The 19,037-nt window shown below is 66.6% G+C and carries 20 protein-coding genes, 1 tRNA gene and 1 pseudogene; 16 read left to right on the top strand and 6 right to left on the bottom strand.

The annotated features are described in order from the left end of the window. Nucleotides 1–90 precede the first annotated feature (90 nt). From cobT to ABF821_RS14025, 3 genes and pseudogenes are all read right to left on the bottom strand, one after another. A pseudogene (cobT, locus tag ABF821_RS14035) lies at nucleotides 91–1,989 on the bottom strand (cobaltochelatase subunit CobT); the annotation flags it as partial. Between the two features lie 12 nt (nucleotides 1,990–2,001). After that, nucleotides 2,002–3,036 (bottom strand): cobaltochelatase subunit CobS, encoded by a 1,035-nt coding sequence (gene cobS / locus ABF821_RS14030; RefSeq protein WP_415530437.1) that lies wholly within the window; start codon nucleotides 3,034–3,036, stop codon nucleotides 2,002–2,004. Nucleotides 3,037–3,207: 171 nt separating this feature from the next. Continuing rightward, entirely contained in the window at nucleotides 3,208–3,810 is a 603-nt protein-coding gene (locus ABF821_RS14025) for a J domain-containing protein (RefSeq protein WP_182972564.1), read from the bottom strand. Nucleotides 3,811–3,882: 72 nt separating this feature from the next. On the opposite strand from ABF821_RS14025, the gene ABF821_RS14020 reads away from it, so the two are divergent. Together ABF821_RS14020 and ABF821_RS14015 are read left to right on the top strand one after the other, a co-directional pair. After that, entirely contained in the window at nucleotides 3,883–4,224 is a 342-nt protein-coding gene (locus ABF821_RS14020; protein ID WP_375272394.1) for a BolA family protein, read from the top strand. Then, nucleotides 4,221–4,829, top strand: a complete 609-nt coding sequence (locus ABF821_RS14015; RefSeq protein WP_415530436.1) for a LolA family protein — start codon at nucleotides 4,221–4,223, stop codon at nucleotides 4,827–4,829. The genes ABF821_RS14020 and ABF821_RS14015 overlap by 4 nt, the downstream gene beginning before the upstream one ends. 19 nt (nucleotides 4,830–4,848) lie before the next feature. Here ABF821_RS14015 and lipB read toward each other — a convergent pair whose 3' ends face one another. Beyond that, nucleotides 4,849–5,547, bottom strand: a complete 699-nt coding sequence (gene lipB, locus ABF821_RS14010) for a lipoyl(octanoyl) transferase LipB (protein ID WP_182972566.1) — start codon at nucleotides 5,545–5,547, stop codon at nucleotides 4,849–4,851. Between the two features lie 57 nt (nucleotides 5,548–5,604). On the opposite strand from lipB, the gene ABF821_RS14005 reads away from it, so the two are divergent. From ABF821_RS14005 to moaA, 5 genes are all read left to right on the top strand, one after another. Continuing rightward, nucleotides 5,605–5,690 (top strand) — tRNA-Leu (locus tag ABF821_RS14005). A 337-nt stretch (nucleotides 5,691–6,027) separates the two neighbouring features. Further along, nucleotides 6,028–6,900, top strand: coding sequence for a UTP--glucose-1-phosphate uridylyltransferase GalU (galU, locus tag ABF821_RS14000; RefSeq protein ID WP_182972660.1), 873 nt, complete (start codon nucleotides 6,028–6,030; stop codon nucleotides 6,898–6,900). Then, the gene (pgmG, locus tag ABF821_RS13995) at nucleotides 6,900–8,306 is read left to right on the top strand and encodes a phosphoglucomutase/phosphomannomutase PgmG (RefSeq protein WP_415530435.1); all 1,407 of its coding nucleotides are present in this window, start codon (nucleotides 6,900–6,902) and stop codon (nucleotides 8,304–8,306) included. The genes galU and pgmG overlap by 1 nt, the downstream gene beginning before the upstream one ends. 126 nt (nucleotides 8,307–8,432) lie before the next feature. Next, the gene (locus tag ABF821_RS13990) at nucleotides 8,433–8,618 is read left to right on the top strand and encodes a DUF3553 domain-containing protein (RefSeq protein WP_114728273.1); all 186 of its coding nucleotides are present in this window, start codon (nucleotides 8,433–8,435) and stop codon (nucleotides 8,616–8,618) included. Nucleotides 8,619–8,627: 9 nt separating this feature from the next. After that, nucleotides 8,628–9,644, top strand: a complete 1,017-nt coding sequence (gene moaA / locus ABF821_RS13985) for a GTP 3',8-cyclase MoaA (RefSeq protein ID WP_415530434.1) — start codon at nucleotides 8,628–8,630, stop codon at nucleotides 9,642–9,644. Nucleotides 9,645–9,714: 70 nt separating this feature from the next. On the opposite strand, the gene ABF821_RS13980 is transcribed toward moaA, so the two are convergent. Beyond that, nucleotides 9,715–10,587 carry a methyltransferase domain-containing protein gene (locus ABF821_RS13980; protein ID WP_415530432.1) on the bottom strand — a complete coding sequence of 291 codons (873 nt, stop codon included), beginning with the start codon at nucleotides 10,585–10,587 and terminating at the stop codon, nucleotides 9,715–9,717. A gap of 125 nt (nucleotides 10,588–10,712) precedes the next feature. On the opposite strand from ABF821_RS13980, the gene ABF821_RS13975 reads away from it, so the two are divergent. From ABF821_RS13975 to ABF821_RS13955, 5 genes are all read left to right on the top strand, one after another. Continuing rightward, complete coding sequence (locus ABF821_RS13975; protein WP_415530431.1) at nucleotides 10,713–11,459, top strand: double zinc ribbon domain-containing protein; 747 nt, start codon at nucleotides 10,713–10,715, stop codon at nucleotides 11,457–11,459. Between the two features lie 75 nt (nucleotides 11,460–11,534). Continuing rightward, on the top strand, nucleotides 11,535–11,795 hold the full coding sequence (gene grxC, locus ABF821_RS13970; protein ID WP_182972571.1) for a glutaredoxin 3: 261 nt from the start codon (nucleotides 11,535–11,537) through the stop codon (nucleotides 11,793–11,795). A 19-nt stretch (nucleotides 11,796–11,814) separates the two neighbouring features. After that, complete coding sequence (locus ABF821_RS13965; RefSeq protein WP_182972572.1) at nucleotides 11,815–12,255, top strand: DUF1178 family protein; 441 nt, start codon at nucleotides 11,815–11,817, stop codon at nucleotides 12,253–12,255. A gap of 53 nt (nucleotides 12,256–12,308) precedes the next feature. Next, a complete protein-coding gene (locus tag ABF821_RS13960; protein WP_415530430.1) occupies nucleotides 12,309–12,851 on the top strand; it encodes a DUF2147 domain-containing protein in 543 nt (180 codons plus the stop codon). Between the two features lie 33 nt (nucleotides 12,852–12,884). Further along, complete coding sequence (locus ABF821_RS13955) at nucleotides 12,885–14,114, top strand: lactonase family protein (RefSeq protein WP_182972573.1); 1,230 nt, start codon at nucleotides 12,885–12,887, stop codon at nucleotides 14,112–14,114. Nucleotides 14,115–14,118: 4 nt separating this feature from the next. Here ABF821_RS13955 and ubiG read toward each other — a convergent pair whose 3' ends face one another. After that, nucleotides 14,119–14,874, bottom strand: coding sequence for a bifunctional 2-polyprenyl-6-hydroxyphenol methylase/3-demethylubiquinol 3-O-methyltransferase UbiG (gene ubiG / locus ABF821_RS13950; protein WP_415530428.1), 756 nt, complete (start codon nucleotides 14,872–14,874; stop codon nucleotides 14,119–14,121). 157 nt (nucleotides 14,875–15,031) lie between these two features. Between ubiG and ABF821_RS13945 the strand changes: the two genes are divergently transcribed. From ABF821_RS13945 to ABF821_RS13930, 4 genes are all read left to right on the top strand, one after another. Continuing rightward, entirely contained in the window at nucleotides 15,032–16,288 is a 1,257-nt protein-coding gene (locus tag ABF821_RS13945; protein WP_183009456.1) for an aspartate kinase, read from the top strand. After that, a complete protein-coding gene (locus ABF821_RS13940; RefSeq protein ID WP_182972576.1) occupies nucleotides 16,288–17,367 on the top strand; it encodes an NAD(P)H-dependent flavin oxidoreductase in 1,080 nt (359 codons plus the stop codon). Before ABF821_RS13945 ends, ABF821_RS13940 begins: the two co-directional genes overlap by 1 nt. After that, nucleotides 17,364–18,518, top strand: a complete 1,155-nt coding sequence (locus tag ABF821_RS13935; RefSeq protein ID WP_415530427.1) for a helix-turn-helix domain-containing protein — start codon at nucleotides 17,364–17,366, stop codon at nucleotides 18,516–18,518. The genes ABF821_RS13940 and ABF821_RS13935 overlap by 4 nt, the downstream gene beginning before the upstream one ends. 133 nt (nucleotides 18,519–18,651) lie before the next feature. Further along, on the top strand, nucleotides 18,652–19,037 hold a 386-nt coding region (locus ABF821_RS13930), incomplete at its 3' end, for a flavodoxin-dependent (E)-4-hydroxy-3-methylbut-2-enyl-diphosphate synthase (protein WP_415530426.1).

Here is a 19,037-nt window from a genome sequence, read left to right as displayed (position 1 = left end):
GGGGTGTGGGGGGCCGCGCCTAGCGCCCGGCCGCCGCGGGGCGCATATCCCGGGCGGCCGGGGCGGTTTTTGGGCCTTCCGCGGGGGGCGCCGGCCGGCGCGGCGGCGGGTGGGGGCGCGTTCGTCGAACAGGTCGGAGAGTTCCTGCATCATCGTGCCGCCCAGTTCCTCGGCATCCGAGATCGTGACCGCGCGTCGGTAATAGCGCGTGACATCATGGCCGATGCCGATGGCCACCAGTTCGACGCCGCTGCGGTTTTCGATCTGGGCGATGACCTGGCGGAGATGCGTCTCCAGATACGAACCCGGATTGACCGAGAGCGTGCTGTCATCGACCGGGGCGCCGTCGGAAATCACCATCAGGATCTTGCGGCTTTCCGGCCGGCCCTGAAGGCGCTTCCATGCCCAGAGCAGGGCTTCGCCGTCGATATTTTCCTTCAGCAGGCCCTCGCGCAGCATCAGGCCCAGATTCTTGCGCGACCGGCGCCATGGCATATCGGCCGATTTGTAGATGATGTGCCGCAGGTCGTTCAGCCGGCCGGGATTGGGGGGCTTGCCCTGCGCCACCCAGCGCTCGCGGCTCTGGCCGCCTTTCCAGGCGCGGGTGGTGAAGCCGAGGACTTCGACCTTCACCGCGCAACGCTCCAGCGTGCGGGCCAGGATGTCGCCGCACATGGCGGCCACCGAAATGGGGCGGCCGCGCATCGAGCCCGAATTGTCGATCAGCAGCGTGACGACCGTATCGCGGAAATCGGTGTCGCGTTCGTGCTTGTAGGACAGGGACAGGGTGGGATTGACCACGATCCGCGACAGGCGGCCGGCATCGAGGATGCCTTCCTCGAGGTCGAACTCCCACGCGCGGGTCTGCTGGGCCAGCAGGCGGCGCTGCATGCGGTTGGCCAGGCGTGACACCACGCCCTGGAGGCTCAGCAATTGCTGGTCGAGCTGCTGGCGCAGGCGCGACAGTTCCTCCGGGTCGCACAGGTCCTCGGCCGGGATCTCTTCGTCGAACTGCGTCGTGAAGGCGTGGTAGGCGGTCGCGGCGTCTGCGGCCGTGTGGTCTTCGGCGCCCCGTGGGCCACCGGGTTCCTCCGATCCGGCCGCCTCGCCGGATTCGGCGTCGTCGGCATCTTCGTCGCCCGTGCCTGTTCCCTCGGCCAACTGGGGTTGGAGGCCGGATTCGTCCTCTTCCAGTCCGGACGTATCTTCCTTGTTCTGCGGGGACTGGTCCTCGGGCGAATCGGAAGGTTTGTCGTCGGTTTCGTCGGACGACGCGTTGTCGCTGCCGTCCGGGTCTTCCTCGATCTCGGCTTCGCCTTCGATCAGGTCGCAGGCTACCAGCAGCCGTCGGGCGGCCTTGGAAAAGGCACGCTGGTCGTCCTGCGCGGCCGCCATGTCGGCCAGGGCGCGCTGGGCGGAGGGGCCGAGATGCGTGCGCCATTGATCGGCGATCGCGCGCATGGAATCGGGCACCGGCTCGCCGGTCAGCGTCTCGCGCGCCAGCAGGGAGAGGGCGACGGGCAGGGGGATCTGCTCGCGCCGGTCGGCGCGGTCATAGCCGCTGTCGCGATAGTCGCGTTCGACCTTGTGCCGCAGATTGGCCGCGACGCCGGCCATGTGGCGCGCGCCGACGCTTTCCACGCGGGCCTGTTCCAGCGCCTCATACGCCGCCCGGGCATCGGCCGGTTCGGGTCGGGTGACGGCATGGAGGGCTGCGTCGTGATGGCGCAGCCGCAGGGCCGCCGCGTCGGCCGCGCCCCGGACGCGGTCGATATCCGCTTCCTGTAGGGTCGGACCGGGCTGGGGGAGGCGGACATGCTCGCCGCTGACGGCGGCGGCGGCCGGGATCGGGCCGCTCTGGAAGATAACATCGGCATCCGCGCGGCCGCCGAGCGCGCGCAGCACGCCGACGGTCGCGCGCTTGAACGCATCCGTCCGTTCTGCGGCGGCCTGACGGGCGGACAGGGCGTCGTTCTTGCGGTCGCGCATGGCGCTGGCCGATCAGCGCGCGCGCGGCGCGGTGCCGGTGGGGTCGACGTTGAAGCAGCGCTGGTAATATTCCGCCACCGTCTGCCGCTCCGCCTCGTCGCACTTGTTGAGGAAGGTGACCCGGAACGCGAATTCCAGGTTCTGGAAGATCCGGTAATTCTCCGCCCAGCTGATCACCGTGCGCGGCGACATGACGGTGGAGATATCGCCCGCGATGAAGCCCGAACGCGTGAGGTCGGCCAGCGCCACCATGCTCTCGACCCGCTTGCGGGCCGGCGCATCGTTGGGGTCGATCCCCATCTTGGCCAGCACGATCGCCGTTTCCTGGGCGTGGGGCAGGTAGTTGAGCGTGGTGACGATGTTCCAGCGGTCCATCTGGCCCTGATTGATCTGCTGGGTGCCGTGATACAGGCCCGTCGTATCGCCCAGGCCGACCGTGTTGGCGGTGGCGAACAGGCGGAAATACGGATGGGGGCGGATGACGCGGTTCTGGTCCAGCAGCGTCAGGTGGCCTTCAATTTCCAGCACGCGCTGGATCACGAACATCACGTCGGGGCGGCCGGCATCATATTCGTCGAACACCAGGGCGCAGGGACGTTGCAGCGCCCAGGGTAGCAGGCCCTCGCGGAATTCCGTCACCTGCTTGCCGTCGCGCAGCACGATCGCGTCCTTGCCGATCAGGTCGATGCGCGAGATGTGGCTGTCGAGATTGATGCGGATGCACGGCCAGTTGAGGCGCGAGGCCACCTGCTCGATATGCGATGACTTGCCGGTGCCGTGATAGCCCTGGATCATGACGCGGCGGTTGAACGCGAAGCCGGCCAGGATCGCCAGCGTGGTGTCATGGTCGAAACGGTAGGTGGGGTCGGCATCCGGCACATGGTCGGTGCGGACCGAGAAGGCGGGAACTTGCAGGTCGCTGTCGATGCCGAATATTTCGCGGGCCGAAACCATCAGGTCGGGCGCGCCGGACAGGGCCGAGATCGGCGGCAGGGCCTCTCCGTTCTCGTCCACGGCGCCGGCTGTCAGGGTGGCAAGGTCATTCATTGGGGGTGCATCCGTCACGGCTGGTAGGTCCGGACACGCCACGATGTGGCGTTGTCCCGCATCCTGTTCTGGTCTCTGGCTTCCTGTCTTCGGCGCCCGGTTTCCGGTGCCTGACGCGTTCTTTCGACGTTTCCGGCACCACTATAGACGCTATCGCCGGCAAGGCCATGCCTACGCGGTACGTTCCAGATCGGCTTCGCGCGCCGAGGTCAGGTGGGCGCGCAGGGTGGTGTAGGCGACATTGATGCTTTTCAGCAGTTCTTCCGACTGGCGGTCGCCGCCATTGGCATCGGGGTGGTGCCGTCGCGCCAGATCCTTGTAGCGCATTTTCAGTGCGTCCATCGACAGCGGCCAGTCCAGGCCCATCATGTCCAGCGGCTGGCGCAGGGCCTCGGGCATCTCGGGGCGGGCCGGGGTGCCGGTCCGTGGGCCTGGACGGCGCGCGCCGTCCATCAGATCCATCGGGTCTATGAAATCGTCCGGGCCGAGGCGGCCGGCGCGCTGGCCCAGCCGCCAGGAAGGGCGGTTCCAGGAAACGTCATCGCGGATATGCGCCTCGATCTGGCCGGGCGACATGCCTTTGTAAAAATCCCACCGCGCGTTGTACTCGCGCACATGGGGCAGGCAGAACCAGAAATATTCGTTCAGCGCGTCGCGTGATTTCGGCGCGCGGTAGCCGGCGCTCTCGTCACAGCCGGCCATGTCGCAGCACCGGGCCGGCGCATCCGGATCGGGGTCGAAAGCCCGGTGACGTGTGTTCTTTCGGGTCATCATCTGGCGTTATGTGCGTTCGAACCGTATTCGTGCAAGAGCCAAGCGCGTCAGCAGCAAGAGGGAACGGGAACAGTGAACGGCACAGACCATCCGCATGTGGCACCTTCTCCGGCCGAGGAGAAGAGGGTGGACCGGATCGCCCGCGCGATCCGCACGCACCTGGCCCCAAGCCTGATCGAAATCGAGGACGATAGCGGCCGTCATGCCGGCCATTCCGGAATGCGCGGTGCCGCTGCCGGGGGCGAGACGCATTTCAATGTGCTGGTGGTGAGCGCGGCGTTCGACGGGCAGGCGCGAGTGCAGCGCTCCCGCCTGGTGCATGACCTGCTGGCGCCGGAATTCGCCTCGGGCCTGCATGCGCTGTCGCTGACATTGCGCACCCCCGCCGAGCAGGCCCGGATCGCCGGCGCATGAGCGGTGGCGGCACGCTTTCGCGCCGGCTGTTCCTGGCCGCGCCGCTGGCCGTCGCGGCCTGTCAGGCATCGCCGGGCGTCGTGGACGGGCATGACGTGGCGCGGGTCGAGCGGTATCTGAACACCACGCGCGGCCTGACCGCCAGTGTCGTCCAGACCTGGCCGGATGGCGGCATCGGGGAGGGCACGCTCTCCTACGATCCGGGCAATCTGCGCCTGGATTACCGGACGCCGCATACGATGCGGCTGGTTGCGGCGGGGGGGCACCTGGTGTTTCGCGACGCGCAGCGCCAGTCGGTGACGCGCATGAACCTCTCGCACCAGCCCCTGGGGCTGCTGCTGGCCACGCCGGTGCATCTGGGGGGGGCCGTGGAGGTCACCGCGATTCGGCACGGCACCAATGTGTTGCAGATTTCGATGGCCCGCAGTGACAACCCGTCGCAGGGACTGCTGACGCTGGGATTTGCCGATTTCGCCGGGCAGTTGTCGCTGGTGGCGATCGACCTGCTGGACGCGCGCCACAACAGCACGCGCCTGCATCTGACCGACGTGCGGACCGGCACGGACTTCCCCCCCGGTTTCTTCTCGCTGGACGCGCCGCTGTAATTAGCGCGTCCGGTCGGGGTCAGAGCGCGCTGATCGGGGTTGGGATGCTGCCGAAGAGCCCCTGCCATTCGGCGCGCAGGGCTTCATCCACCGTTGCCATGTCTACGGTGCGGCCCTGGGCGTGCAGGCTGGTGACGCCGTGCTCGCGGATGCCGCAGGGCACGATGCCCTCGAAATGGCTCAGGTCGGGCGCCACGTTCAGGGCCACGCCATGCCAGCAGGTCCAGCGCGTGACGCGCACCCCCAGGGCCGCGATCTTGCTTTCGGACCCGGTGAGGGGATCGACCACCCAGACGCCGATTCTGTCCGCGCGCCGTTCGCCCGTGATGTCGAAATGGCGCAATGTCCGGATCAGCCATTCCTCCAGCGCGTGGACATAGGCCCGCAGGTCGCGCGGGGGGACCGTGCCCTGCTGCCGGGTGAGGTCCAGCATCACATAGGCCACCCGTTGGCCCGGCCCGTGATAGGTCCATTGCCCGCCCCGGCCGGCGGCGTGGGTGGGGAAGCCGGACGGATTGAACAGATCCGCGTCCCTGGCCGACGTGCCGGCCGTGTAGGTGGGAGGATGTTCCAGCAGCCAGACCCGCTCGGGCAGGCTGCCGTCGCGGATTCCCGCCACCTGTCGCTCCATCCCGGCGATCGCGTCGGGGTAGGGAACCGGCACCCGGCTCGAATTCCACAGAATTGTCTTTTCGGTCATTGCCCCTCGAACCTGCATCGTCTATACGGCCTTCCGTCAACACGGTATCGCTCAGGCGGTAACCGATGTCACGGTGCGGTCGTGGCGGAATGGTAGACGCGCAAGCTTGAGGTGCTTGTGGGGGCAACCCCGTGGAAGTTCGAGTCTTCTCGACCGCACCAATCGACAGGCCGGCCAGCCCGGCTCGATTGGCTTTACGATGAAAATCAGAACGGAAAACAGGGCAAACGAAACGCTGGCTCCATTCGCCGGGGCCGTGTGCTCGCGCTGATTTTATGCCCGCACAGGTGATGCAATGGCTGCCCGCATGGGGTTTCCGCACGCATCGTCATCGGCATCCTTTTGACCCATCATGTTATTTTGCCCCACTTAAGTCATTTTTTTTTCCCGTTTATCGGTTAGAACGAATTGTGAGCGCGGTCGTTGTTTCATGCGCCGCGTACAGTCGTGACGTGTTCGAATGTTCTGATTTTCAACGATGGATCGAAGGTGACGCTTGTGATCAAACCCTTGCGAAAAGCCGTACTCCCGGTCGCCGGTCTCGGCACCCGTTTCCTCCCGGCGACCAAGGCCATGCCAAAGGAAATGCTGACGGTCGTCGACAAGCCGCTGATCCAATACGCCATCGACGAGGCCCGTGCCGCCGGAATCGAGGAGTTCTGCCTGATTACCGGACGGGGCAAGGACTCGCTGATCGATTATTTCGATGTCGCCTTCGAACTGGAGACGACGCTGCGCGAGCGCAACAAGCAGGATGCGCTGGACGCTCTCGCACCCAGCACCATCGAAGCCGGGGCGCTGATTGCCGTCCGCCAGCAGGAGCCGCTGGGCCTGGGCCATGCGATCTGGTGTGCCCGCAGTTTTATCGGTGACGACCCGTTTGCGATCCTGCTGCCCGACGATCTGGTGAAGAGCGATGTGGCGTGCCTGAAGCAGCTCGTTGAAACCTATAACCAGACCGGGGGGAATGTCGTCGCCGTCACCGAGGTGCCGCGCGAGCATACCAGCCGCTACGGTATCCTGAAGACCGGCAAGGACGATGGTCGTGTGGTCGAGGTGACGGGGTTGGTCGAGAAGCCCAAGCCCGAAGAAGCGCCGTCCAACCTTTCCATCATCGGGCGCTATGTCCTGACGGCCGACGTTATGCCGCATCTGTCCAAGCTGGAGCGTGGCGCGGGCGGTGAAGTGCAGTTGACCGACGCAATGGCCAAGACGATCGGGCATGTTCCGTTCCACGGGCTGCGCTATGAAGGGCAGCGTTTCGATTGCGGCAACAAGCTGGGCTATCTGGAAGCGCAGATCGCAATGTCGATCGACCGGCCGGATCTTGGGGATTCCGTGCGGGCGTTCCTGAAGAACTATACTGGCTGATGGAGGCGTTCGCGCACGGTTTTGATCCGACGAGCCTGCGCGAATACGACATAAGGGGGGTCGTGGGCGCGACCCTCGGTCCGCGCGACGCCTATGCGATTGGCCGGACCTTCGGCAGCGTGGTGGTCCGCGAGGGCGGTCGGACCGTCGCTGTCGGATATGATGGCCGATTATCCTCGCCCGAACTGGAGGCGGCCCTGGTCGATGGGGCCGTCGCTTCCGGGGTCGAGGTACTGCGTGTCGGTCGCGGGCCGACGCCGATGCTGTATTTCGCCTCCGCCAGCCTGAAGGCTGACGGGGCGGTCATGGTCACCGGCAGTCATAATCCGCCCGATCACAACGGATTCAAGATGATCCTGGGGGGGCAGTCCTTCTTCGGCTCCCGTATCGGCGAACTGGGCGACATGGCCGCGCGCGGCGACGTGGTGCCGGAGCGGGTCGGCAGCATGCGCGATGTCGATGTTCAGGCGGACTATGTCGAGCGGCTGGCGCGTGGCTGGGATGGCGGCGAGCGGCGGCTGAAAATCGTCTGGGACAACGGGAATGGTGCCGCTGGCGAGGTTCTGGCCGAACTGGTGCGGCATATTCCGGGTGAGCATACCATTCTGAACGGTGTGATCGACGGCCGTTTTCCGGCCCATCATCCCGACCCGACGATTCCCCGGAACCTGAGGCAACTGATTGCTGCGGTGCGGGATATCGGCGCCGATATCGGGATTGCCTTCGATGGCGATGCCGACCGGATCGGCGTGGTGGACGATCGGGGCGAAATCTGGTGGAGCGACCAGATTCTGGCCCTGCTGGCCCGTGACGTGCTGGAGGCACGGCCGGGCAGCATGATCATCGCCGATGTGAAGGCCAGTCAGGTTCTGTTCGATGAGGTGAGCCGGGCTGGTGGGCAGCCGATGATGTGGCGCAGTGGACATTCGCCCATCAAGTCGCGGATGGCGGAAACCGGTGCCCCGCTGGCCGGCGAGATGTCGGGCCATTTCTTCTTCGCCGACAGGTGGTACGGGTTCGATGATGGGCTGTATGCGGCGGTTCGCCTGCTTGGCGTTGTTGCCCGGATGAAGACGGCATTGTCGGCGGCGCATGACGCGCTGCCCAAGATGGTCAGTACGCCCGAATTGCGGTTCGATTGCGCCGATGCCCGCAAGTTTGTGGTGATCGAAGAAGTTGCGGCGCGACTGGCCGACGAAGGCGCCGACATGACGACGATCGACGGCGTGCGGGTGACTGGCGCGGATGGATGGTGGCTGCTGCGGGCCTCCAATACCCAGGCCATGCTGGTCGCGCGGGCGGAAAGCGCCAGTCCTGAGGGATTGGAACGGCTGAAGGCGGCCCTGACCGTGCAACTCGAACGGTCAGGCGTGGCGGCGCCCGATTTTTCCGGCGGGAGCCACTGAACCGGCCGTATGCGCTACGCGGCCTTTGAATATCCCGGATCAGGCTGGTATCCTGTTCTGCCATCTTTGCCGCCATGTGTTGCCTTCGGCCCGGATTGGCGGCTGGTTTCCGGAGATTCTTGCCGCATGGCCGATGCGCTGCCTTTCCGTTCTTTTCTGGAGCCTGGGCAGTTCGTCCGTCATCCCGATCATCCGGAATGGGGGCTGGGGCAGGTGCAGTCGGCCATTGCCCATCGGGTGACGGTCAATTTCGAGGATCAGGGCAAGATGCTGATCGATGCATCGGTCGTCATGCTGACGGTCGTTTCCTGAAGGGTTGGCATGGGTACGCCGTTCCTCGATTCTCTCGGTCGGAGCGTGACCTATCTGCGGGTTTCGGTCACTGACCGATGCGACATGCGCTGCGTGTACTGCATGTCCGAAACCATGTCGTTTCTGCCCAAGGCCGAGATCCTGACCTATGCGGAACTGGAGCGGCTTTGTGCCGCCTTTATCCGCAGCGGGGTGACGCGACTGCGCGTGACCGGGGGAGAGCCGCTGGTGCGGCGGGATGTCGGCGATTTTTTCCAGGCCATGGGGCAATGGCTGCACTGGCCCGGTGGGGATGGTCATCTGGACGAATTGACCGTCACGACCAATGGCTCGCGGTTGGCCGAGCATGCCGGGATGCTGGCCGGCGCGGGTGTACGGCGTGTTAATATCAGTCTCGACTCCCTTGATTCTGAAAAATTTCGTCGCATCACCCGACGCGGGTCTCTTGACCAGACCCTGGCGGGGGTGCGCGCGGCACGGCTGGCGGGGCTGGCGGTCCGCATCAATACCGTGGCGATGGCGGGGGTGAATGACGATGAATTCGACACGCTGCTGGCCTGGTGTGGTGAAATCGGTGCCGATCTCTGCCTGATCGAGACCATGCCGATGGGCGAGACAGGCGAGGATCGAACCGATCGCTATCTGCCACTCTCCGCCGTGCGGGCCGACCTGTCGCGGCGCTGGACGCTGGAGCCGTTGGCCGAGCGTACGGGCGGGCCGGCGCGCTATCTGCGCGTGCGCGAAACCGGGCGGAGGCTGGGGCTGATCACGCCCATGACCCATAATTTCTGCGAAAGCTGCAACCGGGTGCGTCTGTCCTGCACCGGCCAGCTTTATCCGTGTCTGGGGGATGAAGGGGCGACGGACCTGCGGCAACCCCTGCGGGAAGGGGCCAGCGATGCCGACCTGCTGCGCCTCGTGCAGTCGGCGATCCTGCGCAAGCCGAAGGGCCATGATTTCGTCATCGGGCGGCGTGCGGATGATCCCGCCGCCATGCGTCGGCATATGAGTGTGACCGGCGGATAGAAGGTTGTTTGCACGGGCGGCCAGCCGGATGAGGACATGCGCGGATTGAATTTATTATAAATTCAGTTTGTTATTCAATTTTCTTGATCGCATCCTCAAGCGAGATCGTGAAGGCGCCGGGCTGGAGTGGCTGGGGCTGGCTTGCCGCCGGTGCCCAGCCGGTCATGATGGCAACGCGCAGGGGAACGGACAGAAGGGCGTCGTCTGCCTCTGGCGTCAGGCTGGCGAGGGCGGCGGCGAACAGGGCGGGCGCGGGGATCTGGCGGCTGCGCAGTTTCAGGGCGTTGGTCTCGCCGGCGGCGCGCAGGTCGCGCAGCAGGGCCATGGGCGAGCGGTAGGCGAGCGTCAGTGTTTCCACATCCGCGACCGGCAGGGCGAAGCCTGCGCGCTGCAACAGGGAGGCACAGTCCTTCAGGTCGGGAAAGGGCGAGACCCTTGGGGCAGCGCCACCGGTGAGTGTGCATTCGGCCTCGGTCAGGGCGCGACGGAGGTCCGCCAGGGTCGGCAGGACGGGCACGCTGGCGAGGAACAGCCCGTCGGGCTTCAGCGCGTGGCGGATCTGCGCCAGCGCGCCGGGCAGGTCGTTGACCCAGTGCAGCGACAGGTTGGCGACCACCAGGTCGAAGGAGCCGGGGCCGAAGGGGAGCCATTCCTCGTCGGCGCACAGGACCGTACCACCATTGACCTGCGCCATCCTGGGCGACAGGTCGCAGGACACGACGCTCTCGATCCCGCGTGCGCGCAACAGGGGTGCGACCACGCCGCGACCGCCGATATCCAGCGCCGCGCTGAAGCGGTAGGTCGTGTCGTCCAGCCGGTCCAGCAGCCGGTCCGCGGCTTCCTGCAGGATCGGTGCGACCGCGTGCACCAGAGGGGCGGCGCGATCGCGATGACGGCGCACGGCGGCGCGGTCGAAAATCACGGGATCGTTCATGGCTCGCATGTGCCCTTCCGGATGGGCGATGCCAATGGCACCATTGCGTGATGGTTGGCACGACACGGGACGCGGGGGAAACACGATCGGCGCATGGCGAGGCGCGTGGTCTGCCACGGCGCATGGCGGCGCGTATGCTCGACCTTCTTCTGCCACCTGACTGCCCGGCCTGTCATCAGCCGGTCGATCGTGCCGGCCTGCTATGCGCCGACTGCTTCCGCGCCATGCGCTTTATCGCCGAGCCATGCTGCGCGCGATGTGGCCAGCCCTTTTCGGCGTCGGCTCCTGGCGGTGCCGGGCGTAGCTGTGCGCCGTGCCTGGACCATCCCCCGTCATGGCGGAACGGCCGGGCCGCCATGATCTATGACGAACGGTCGCGCGTGCTGATCCTGCGGCTGAAATATGCCGATCGTACCGATCTGGCGCCGCTGCTGGCCCGGCATATGGTGCGGGCCGGACGCGAGCTGCTGGCCGAAGCCGATCTGCTGGTGCCTGTGCCGCTGCACAGGGGACGGCTGTTCCGGCGCCGCTATAATCAGGCCGGGTTGCTGGCGGTGGCGATCGGGCGGATCGCGCATCTGCCGGTGGTGCCGGATGCCTTGCAGCGCGTGCGCGGGACGCCCGCGCTGGCCCGGCTGGGAGCGGCGGCGCGCCATGAGGTGCTGCGCGGGGCGATCGTCGCCCGCCCGTCGCGTCGGGAGCGGCTGGCAGGGCGGCGCGTCATCCTGGTCGATGACGTGATGACGACGGGAGCAACATTGGGCGCCTGTGCGCGGGCGGTGCTGGCGGCGGGAGCGGTTTCGGTGGACGTGCTGGTGGCGGCCCGTGCGTCCGATCCCGCGCGGATGGGATCGGACGGCGGGAGAACGACCGGCGCATGACGCGAACGGTATAGTGCCACGGCACAAATGCGCTATGTCTTCAGAATCGGTTACTTTTCTTTTTCGGGGGTCGGAATGCCCAGCATCGAAATCTATACCCAGCCAGGCTGCCCCTATTGCGTGCGCGCGGTGCGCCTGCTGCAACAGAAGGGCGTGCCATTCACTGAGATCCGCGCCCTGCACGGCACGCCCGAGCGGGCCGAGGCCCGCGAGCGTTCGGGCGGTCGGACGACGGTGCCGCAGATCTTCATCAACGGGCGGCATATCGGCGGCTGCGACGACCTGATGGCGCTGGAACGGCAGGGAGACCTTGATCCGCTGCTGCAGGCGGCCTGATCGGACACCGGGGGCGCGCGTGATCTGTTATCAGTTGCGATGTGACGCGGGGCATGAGTTCGAGGGCTGGTTTCCCGGCAGTGCCGCGTTCGACGATCAGGCGCGCCGCAACCTGCTCTCCTGCCCGCAATGCGGCACGTCGGACGTTGTGCGGGCGCTGATGGCGCCGGCCGTGCGGACCGCGCCGGCGCGCGTGCCGGAAACGGCGCGGCCGGCGCCTCCGGCCGGGGCTGCCATTCCGGCCGCGATGATGGCCGCGATGCAGCGCGTCCGGCAGTATGTCGAGGAACGATGTGAGAATGTGGGCGATAAATTCGCCGAGGAAGCGTTGAAGATCCATCAAGGAGATGGCGAACGGCGCGGCATTTACGGACGTGCATCGGAAGAGGATTGTGATCGCCTGGTCGAGGAGGGCGTGGAGATCATGGCCATACCGTGGGTCCCGCGTGCGGACGGTTGATCGGACGCTGGAAAGGGAGCCGGGCCCGGAGGCCGGAAGTCGAGGTGGAACGCATGCATGACAGAACAAGCCGACGGGCCGACATGACCCGCTTCCCGCAGGGGAAGCGCCGGGGCGTGCGGTCGCTGGCCGCCCTGGGCGCCATGATGGGAATGTTGGGCCTGCTGGCGGGCCATCCGCTTTCGCCGGCTGCGTCTGCGGCTGAGAGTGTCGCGGTGCGGGATCCCTCGCCCGTGCTGGGTCAATGGGTTACCCGCGAGCGCGACGGTGTCTTCGAGATCCGGGCCTGCGGCGGTGAACTCTGCGGTCGGCTGGTCGGCATGAGCTATACCGGTGAAATTCCGAAGGCCAAGGACGGGACATCGGAATGCGGCCTGCTGATGCTGACCGGATTCGTTCCCGATCCCGACGATGCCGGCCGCTGGAACGGGCATATCCTCGATCCGGACAGCGGGAAGGTCTACCAGGCCCAGATCTGGTCGCCGCGTGACGGCGTACTGAAACTCCGAGGCTATGTGGGCATTCCCCTGTTTGGCGAAACCCATACATGGACACGCTATGACGGCGCGATCGGAGCGCGCTGCCTGATGCAGTGAGCCGTCTCTTTCTCAACTGGATTCGTGAGCGACATGACCTCAATCATCTCACGACGCGGCCTGATGGCCGGGTTGGCCGCGTCGGGTATTCCTCTTGCGGCATCGTGGCCCGTCAGGGCCGCCATTCCGGCCAGGGCGCGGACATTGTGCTATATCGGCGGCTACAACAAACATGCGCCGCCTGGCGGGGCGGGGAACGGGCAGGGCATCGCGCTGTTCGAGATGAACCCCGCGACCGGCGCGCTGGCACCGATCTCGACCTTTACGGACATTGCCAGCCCGTCTTTCATCACGCTCTCCGCCGATAACCGTTTCCTGTACGCGCTGAGCGAGATCGACGATTTCAACGGACGGCATGATGGTAGCGTCACCGCGTTCGCGGTTGATCGGCTGTCGGGTGAACTGACCCGGCTCAATGTCGTATCCTCGGGTGGGGCGGTGCCGGCCCATCTCAGCGTCCATCATTCCGGCCGGTATGTCCTGGTGGCCAACTATGTCGGCGGCAGCGTGGGCGTGTTGCCCATCCGGCCGGATGGCAGCCTGGGCGAGCCGACGGACATCGTGAAGAATTCCGGTCCGCGCATGCCCGAACGGGCCGAGGACAACCCGCCCGGCAATTTCGCGGTCAGCGACCATTCGGGGCCGCATGTCCATATGGTGGCCAGCGACCAGTCGGGAAAATTCGTCCTGGCCTGCGATGCCGGGCTGGACCGGGTCTATGTCTGGACGCTGGATCTGGCGACGGGCAAGCTCAAACCGGCCGCGACGCCTTTCCTCTCCCTGATGCCGGGGTCGGCGCCACGCCATTTCTCCTTCAGCCATGACGGGCGGACGCTCTACATTCTGTGCGAACAGGATTCCAAGATCGTCGTCGCCAGCTTCGATCCCGCGACCGGCGTGATCACGCCGCAGCAGCGGGTCAGCACCGTCACATCCTATTTCCAGGGCAGCACGCTGGCGGCGGGAATCCTGTTGTCACCCAATGGACGATATGTGTACGCGTCGAACCGGCTGGGAGATTCCATGGCCGTTTTCCGTGTGGGTCCGGACGGATTGCTGACGCTGATCGACGAAGTGTGGATGCATGCGGATTATGGACGGGCCATGATGTTCGACCCGTCGGGCACGTTTCTGTTCTGTGCCAACCAGCGCAGCGATTCCGTCACGTCGTTCCGGGTCGATCCCGTAACCGGCGCGCTGGACTTCACCTGGCATTTCACCGCCGTGGGCAGCCCGACGACGTTCGCTTTCCTCCAGCTTTGACGGCTTATTCCGGCACGGCGAGGCTGGCGATGTAGTTGACACCGAGATCCCGGCTTTCGCGCCAGCCGCTGAGGCCGGGGGCCATGCCCGCGATGTCGGACACCCGCAATCCGGCCTGGCCGGCATAGGTGCCCAGTTCGGCCGGCGTGATGAATTTGCGCCATTCGTGCGTGCCGACCGGCAGCAGGCGCAGGATGTATTCCGCCCCGATCTTGGCCGTCGCCAGCGAGCGCAGCGTGCGGTTGAGGGTCGAGACGATGATGACGCCGCCGGGCTCGACCATGCCGGCCAGCAGACGCAGGAAGGCGGCGGGATCGGCGACGTGTTCGATGACTTCAAGCGCCGTGATCGCCTCGAAGCGCGTGCCCTCGGCATCCAGATCCTCGGCGCTGCCGGCGCGGTAGGCGAGCGGGCCCGCGCCCGGCGGCAGCGGATGGGCCAGCATATGCGCGCGGGCGGCCGCAATGGCGGCATCGGAAGCATCCAGGCCCAGCACATCGTAGCCCATGCGGGCCAGGCCCTCGCTGGCGAGGCCGGCGCCGCAGCCGATATCCAGCAGGCGCGTCACGGGCGCGAATTCCCCGGCGCGCGGGGCGGGGAGATGGCGCCGCGCCCAGTCCAGGCGCAGGCCGTTCATGGCATGCAGGGGCCGCATCGGGCCCGAAGGGTCCCACCAGCGATCGGCGAGGGCGCTGAAGCGGGCGATTTCGTCCGGAACGACGGACGGGCCGTCTAAATGGACCGAATCGTTGACCTGCATGGCGTCTGCACCTCTCCATCTGGCTTCTGCCGCTGGACGGCGCAGCGGCGGAAGGGTATGTGACGCGCCTTGCAGATAACCGCAATGCCCCGTCCGACACCCCTGAGGCACCGGATGGGCTGGAACGGCCCGCGCGCCGAACTGGAGAGCCCTTTCGATGTCCCGTCACACTCCGCGGATCGTCATGAAATTCGGTGGCACCTCTGTGGCCGATCTGGACCGAATTCGCGCGGTGGCGGAAAAAGTGCGCAAACAGGTCGAGGCGGGGTGCGAGGTCGCGGTGGTGGTCTCGGCCATGTCGGGCGTGACCAATCAGTTGGTCGGTTATTGCCAGGCATTGTCGCCGCTGCACGATGCGCGGGAATATGATGCCGTCGTCGCGACCGGCGAGCAGGTTACCAGCGGCCTGCTGGCCATCGCGTTGCAGACCATCGGGGTCGAGGCCCGGTCGTGGCTGGGCTGGCAGATCCCGCTGCGCACCGATGCGGCGCATGGCAAGGCGCGTATCGCCTCGATCGACGGTGAGGCGCTGGTGGCGCGCATGCAGGCCGGCCAGGTGCCGGTCATTGCCGGCTTCCAGGGGGTTGCCGCCGATGGGCGGATCACGACGCTGGGGCGCGGCGGGTCGGATACCTCGGCCGTCGCCATCGCGGCCGCCATCGGGGCGGACCGGTGTGACATCTATACCGATGTCGATGGAATCTACACCACGGACCCGCGCATTGTTGCGAGGGCGCGGAAGCTGGATAAGATCACCTACGAGGAAATGCTGGAACTGGCGTCGGTCGGTGCCAAGGTGTTGCAGACCCGCAGCGTCGAACTGGCAATGAAGGAACGGGTGCGCGTGCAGGTGTTGTCGAGCTTCGTCGATGGCCCCGCCCCGTCGGAAGACAACCTGCCCGGATCATTAGTGGTGGATGAGGACGAGATCGTGGAAAAGGAACTGGTCGCCGGCATTGCCTATTCGCGCGACGAAGCGAAGCTGTCGGTGCGGCGGATCCCGGACCGGCCCGGAATCGCGGCCGCGATCTTCGGCCCGCTGACGGCGGCGAACGTGAATGTCGACATGATCGTGCAGAGCACCGGCGCCGACGGCCTGACGAACATGACCTTCACCACGTCGAAGAGCGATCTGGCGCGGGCCATCCAGTCGCTGGAAGCCGCGCGGGATGTCATCCAGTATGGCGAACTGGTGACGGATGACGACGTGGTGAAGATCAGTGTGGTCGGGATCGGCATGCGTTCGCATGCCGGGGTGGCCAACCTGATGTTCCGCACCCTGTCCGACCGCAACATCAATATCCAGGTCATCTCGACCAGCGAGATCAAGGTCTCGGTGCTGATCGCGTCGGAATATACCGAACTGGCCGTGCGGGCGCTGCATACGGCCTACGGCCTCGACGCGGCGGCCTGATGGCGATGGAAACCCTCGTGACGCAATCGCCGGGCGACGCCACGGAACGGGCGGCCGCCCGCGCCCGCCTGGACCGACTGTGGGCAGCCGGCACGGCCTTCCTCGGGAGCGAGGTCGCGATCATGGCCGGTGCCATGTCGTGGGTCAGCGAGCGGCATCTGGTCTCGGCCATTTCCAATGCCGGCGGGTTCGGCGTGCTGGCCTGCGGTGCGATGGAGCCCGATCGGCTCGCCGAGGAAATCGCGGCGACACAGGCGCTGACCAGCCGCCCGTTCGGCGTCAACCTGATTACGATGCATCCGCGTCTGGACGATCTGGTCCGGGTCTGTCTGGCGGCAGGGGTGTCGCATGTGGTGCTGGCGGGAGGCATTCCGCCGGGGCCGGCGATCCGCGCGCTGAAAGACGGGGGCGCGAAAGTCATTGCCTTCACGCCGGCGCTGGTGCTGGCCAAGCGGCTGGTCCGCATGGGCGTCGATGCGCTGGTGATCGAAGGCGCCGAGGCCGGCGGGCATGTCGGGCCGGTCTCGCTGACCGTGCTGGCGCAGGAAGTGCTGCCGCACATTCGCTCGGTCCCGGTGTTCGTGGCCGGTGGACTGGGGCGGGGTGAGGCCATTCTGTCCTATCTGGAGCAGGGGGCGGCCGGCGCACAGCTCGGCACCCGTTTCGCCGCGTCGGCGGAAAGCATCGCCCATGAACGCTTCAAGGCCGCCTTCGTCCGTGCCAACGCGCGGGACGCGGTGACATCGGTGCAGTTGGACGAGCGTTTTCCCGTCATTCCCGTGCGCGGACTGTCGAACGAGGGGGGGCGGGCGTTCCTGCGCCATCAGGCCGAAACGATCCGCCGCTATCTGGAGGGCGACCTGACGAAAGAGGCCGCCCAGCTCGACATTGAACATTTCTGGGCCGGTTCGCTGCGCCGGGCGGTGATCGAGGGCGATGTGGAAAACGGTTCGGTCATGGCGGGGCAGTCGGTTGGAATGATTACCTCGGTCCAGCCGGTTGCCGACATTATTGCCGAACTGGTTGAGCAGGCCGTCGATGCCCTCGTTCGGCGTGACAGGGTAACGGGTGAGTCGTGAGTGGTGAGGACAGCCGGACGACGCTGAACGATTCCGGCGCGCGGGCCTCGGCAGGCGCCGGGAATGTCGGCCCGACGCTGCGGGCACGGCGCGAGCAGCTTGGCTGGGCGTTGCCCGATGTGGCGGCCTGGCTGCGGATACGGCTGTCCTTTCTCGAAGCGATGGAAGACGACCGGGTGAAGGACCTGCCGGGGAACGTCTATACGCTCGGCTTTCTGCGCACCTATGCCCAGGCGCTCGGCCTTGATGCCGAGGCGCTGGTCGCGCGTTTTAAAAGCGAAGCGCGGGGTACAATCGACTGCAAGCCCGAATTGTCCTTTCCGGCTCCGGCCGCCAGCGGTGCGATGCCGGTTGGCGTCATGGTGCTGCTGGGAGGGGTGATCATCGTGCTGGCCTATGTCGGCTGGTACCGCATGACGGGTGGCCAGTCCGCGCCGCCGCAACCCGTTCCTTCCGTTTTTTCGGCCATTCCGGGCATGACGCGCCAGGCGGCGACTTCGCCGCAGGTGGCGTCGGTCCTGCCGCCGGAACGGGCGCCCATTCCGCCACGGCCGCTGACGGGAGCGGAGAAATCGGCGATCACCGATGGGGATCTCCCCGCGGAACCCACGCCGGTGCCGGGGAGCCATGCCGAGCCGGGCGCACCGGCCGCAACGCCCGGCGGCCCGGATGATGCCGCGGCGCCTGCCGGTACGGCGGCGGTGGCGCAGCCGGTGGCTCCGGGCACGGCCCCGGCGCCCGTTCCTGCGGCTCCGGCAGCGGGAACGGCGCCTGGCCAGATCGTTCTGACGGCCTCGGCCCAGACATGGGTGCAGGTCAGGGTTGCTGGCGGGTCCGTGATCTATGACCATATCCTGCAGGCAGGCGAGAGCTGGTCCGTGCCGCAGGACAAGACCGATCTTCTGCTGACGGTGGGGAATGCCGGGGGGCTGGTGGTCAGCGCCGATGGCGTGACGACGCAGCCACTGGGCCGGAATGGCGCGGTGCGGCGCAACCTGCCGCTGACGCGCGATGCCGTCCGCAGCGGCGCGATCGTGGCGTCGGTGCCGGCTCCGGCGGCGCAGCCGGCAAAATCCGCGCCGCCTCAGCCGGCTGAAAGTGCTGTGAAGCCGCAGGCGCCCAAGCCGCCGCCAGCGGCCGGCGGACAGTGAAAGGGCCGGGAGCGGTCGCGTCCGGTCTGGCCAAATGGACCGGTTTTTGGCAGGAAGCATGCACGGAAAGGCGGCGCGCCGTCATGCCGGCGGATAGAACAATGTTATCATCGCCTCATCCGGAGGGCAGACAATGAGCAGCTATCGTCCCTATCAGTATATCGAACGGCGCAAGTCGCGGCAGATCCACGTAGGCAAGGTGGCGGTGGGCGGCGACGCGCCGATTTCCGTCCAGACCATGACCAACACGCTGACGACCGACGCCGAGGCGACGATCGCGCAGATCCGGCGGGCGGAGCTGGCGGGCGTCGATATCGTCCGCGTGTCGTGCCCCGATGAGGAAAGCACCGCCGCGCTGGCCGAGATCGTGCGCGAGGTGAATGTACCGATCGTTGCCGACATCCATTTTCACTACAAGCGCGCGATCGAGGCCGCGCCCGCCGCCCCCCCCCGCCATCCCATCAAAACGGGCCAAAAAAGCCGCCCCCCACCCCGGCGCCGACAGGGGACGGCGGCCCA

Origin of the sequence: Gluconacetobacter sp. (genome assembly GCF_047721585.1) — a bacterium.
GTDB lineage: Bacteria > Pseudomonadota > Alphaproteobacteria > Acetobacterales > Acetobacteraceae > Gluconacetobacter > Gluconacetobacter dulcium.
This window is presented reverse-complemented; position numbering and strand designations above follow the sequence as displayed.

Excerpts from the sequence above, each read along its gene's own strand:
- cobS (WP_415530437.1), bottom strand. The coding sequence starts at position 3,036 with ATGAATGACCTTGCCACCCTGACAGCCGGCGCCGTGGACGAGAACGGA.
- ABF821_RS14025 (WP_182972564.1), bottom strand. The coding sequence starts at position 3,810 with ATGATGACCCGAAAGAACACACGTCACCGGGCTTTCGACCCCGATCCG.
- ABF821_RS14015 (WP_415530436.1), top strand. The coding sequence starts at position 4,221 with ATGAGCGGTGGCGGCACGCTTTCGCGCCGGCTGTTCCTGGCCGCGCCG.
- lipB (WP_182972566.1), bottom strand. The coding sequence starts at position 5,547 with ATGCAGGTTCGAGGGGCAATGACCGAAAAGACAATTCTGTGGAATTCG.
- pgmG (WP_415530435.1), top strand. The coding sequence starts at position 6,900 with ATGGAGGCGTTCGCGCACGGTTTTGATCCGACGAGCCTGCGCGAATAC.
- ABF821_RS13990 (WP_114728273.1), top strand. The coding sequence starts at position 8,433 with ATGGCCGATGCGCTGCCTTTCCGTTCTTTTCTGGAGCCTGGGCAGTTC.
- moaA (WP_415530434.1), top strand. The coding sequence starts at position 8,628 with ATGGGTACGCCGTTCCTCGATTCTCTCGGTCGGAGCGTGACCTATCTG.
- ABF821_RS13980 (WP_415530432.1), bottom strand. The coding sequence starts at position 10,587 with ATGCGAGCCATGAACGATCCCGTGATTTTCGACCGCGCCGCCGTGCGC.
- ABF821_RS13975 (WP_415530431.1), top strand. The coding sequence starts at position 10,713 with ATGCTCGACCTTCTTCTGCCACCTGACTGCCCGGCCTGTCATCAGCCG.
- grxC (WP_182972571.1), top strand. The coding sequence starts at position 11,535 with ATGCCCAGCATCGAAATCTATACCCAGCCAGGCTGCCCCTATTGCGTG.
- ABF821_RS13960 (WP_415530430.1), top strand. The coding sequence starts at position 12,309 with ATGCATGACAGAACAAGCCGACGGGCCGACATGACCCGCTTCCCGCAG.
- ABF821_RS13955 (WP_182972573.1), top strand. The coding sequence starts at position 12,885 with ATGACCTCAATCATCTCACGACGCGGCCTGATGGCCGGGTTGGCCGCG.
- ubiG (WP_415530428.1), bottom strand. The coding sequence starts at position 14,874 with ATGCAGGTCAACGATTCGGTCCATTTAGACGGCCCGTCCGTCGTTCCG.
- ABF821_RS13945 (WP_183009456.1), top strand. The coding sequence starts at position 15,032 with ATGTCCCGTCACACTCCGCGGATCGTCATGAAATTCGGTGGCACCTCT.
- ABF821_RS13940 (WP_182972576.1), top strand. The coding sequence starts at position 16,288 with ATGGCGATGGAAACCCTCGTGACGCAATCGCCGGGCGACGCCACGGAA.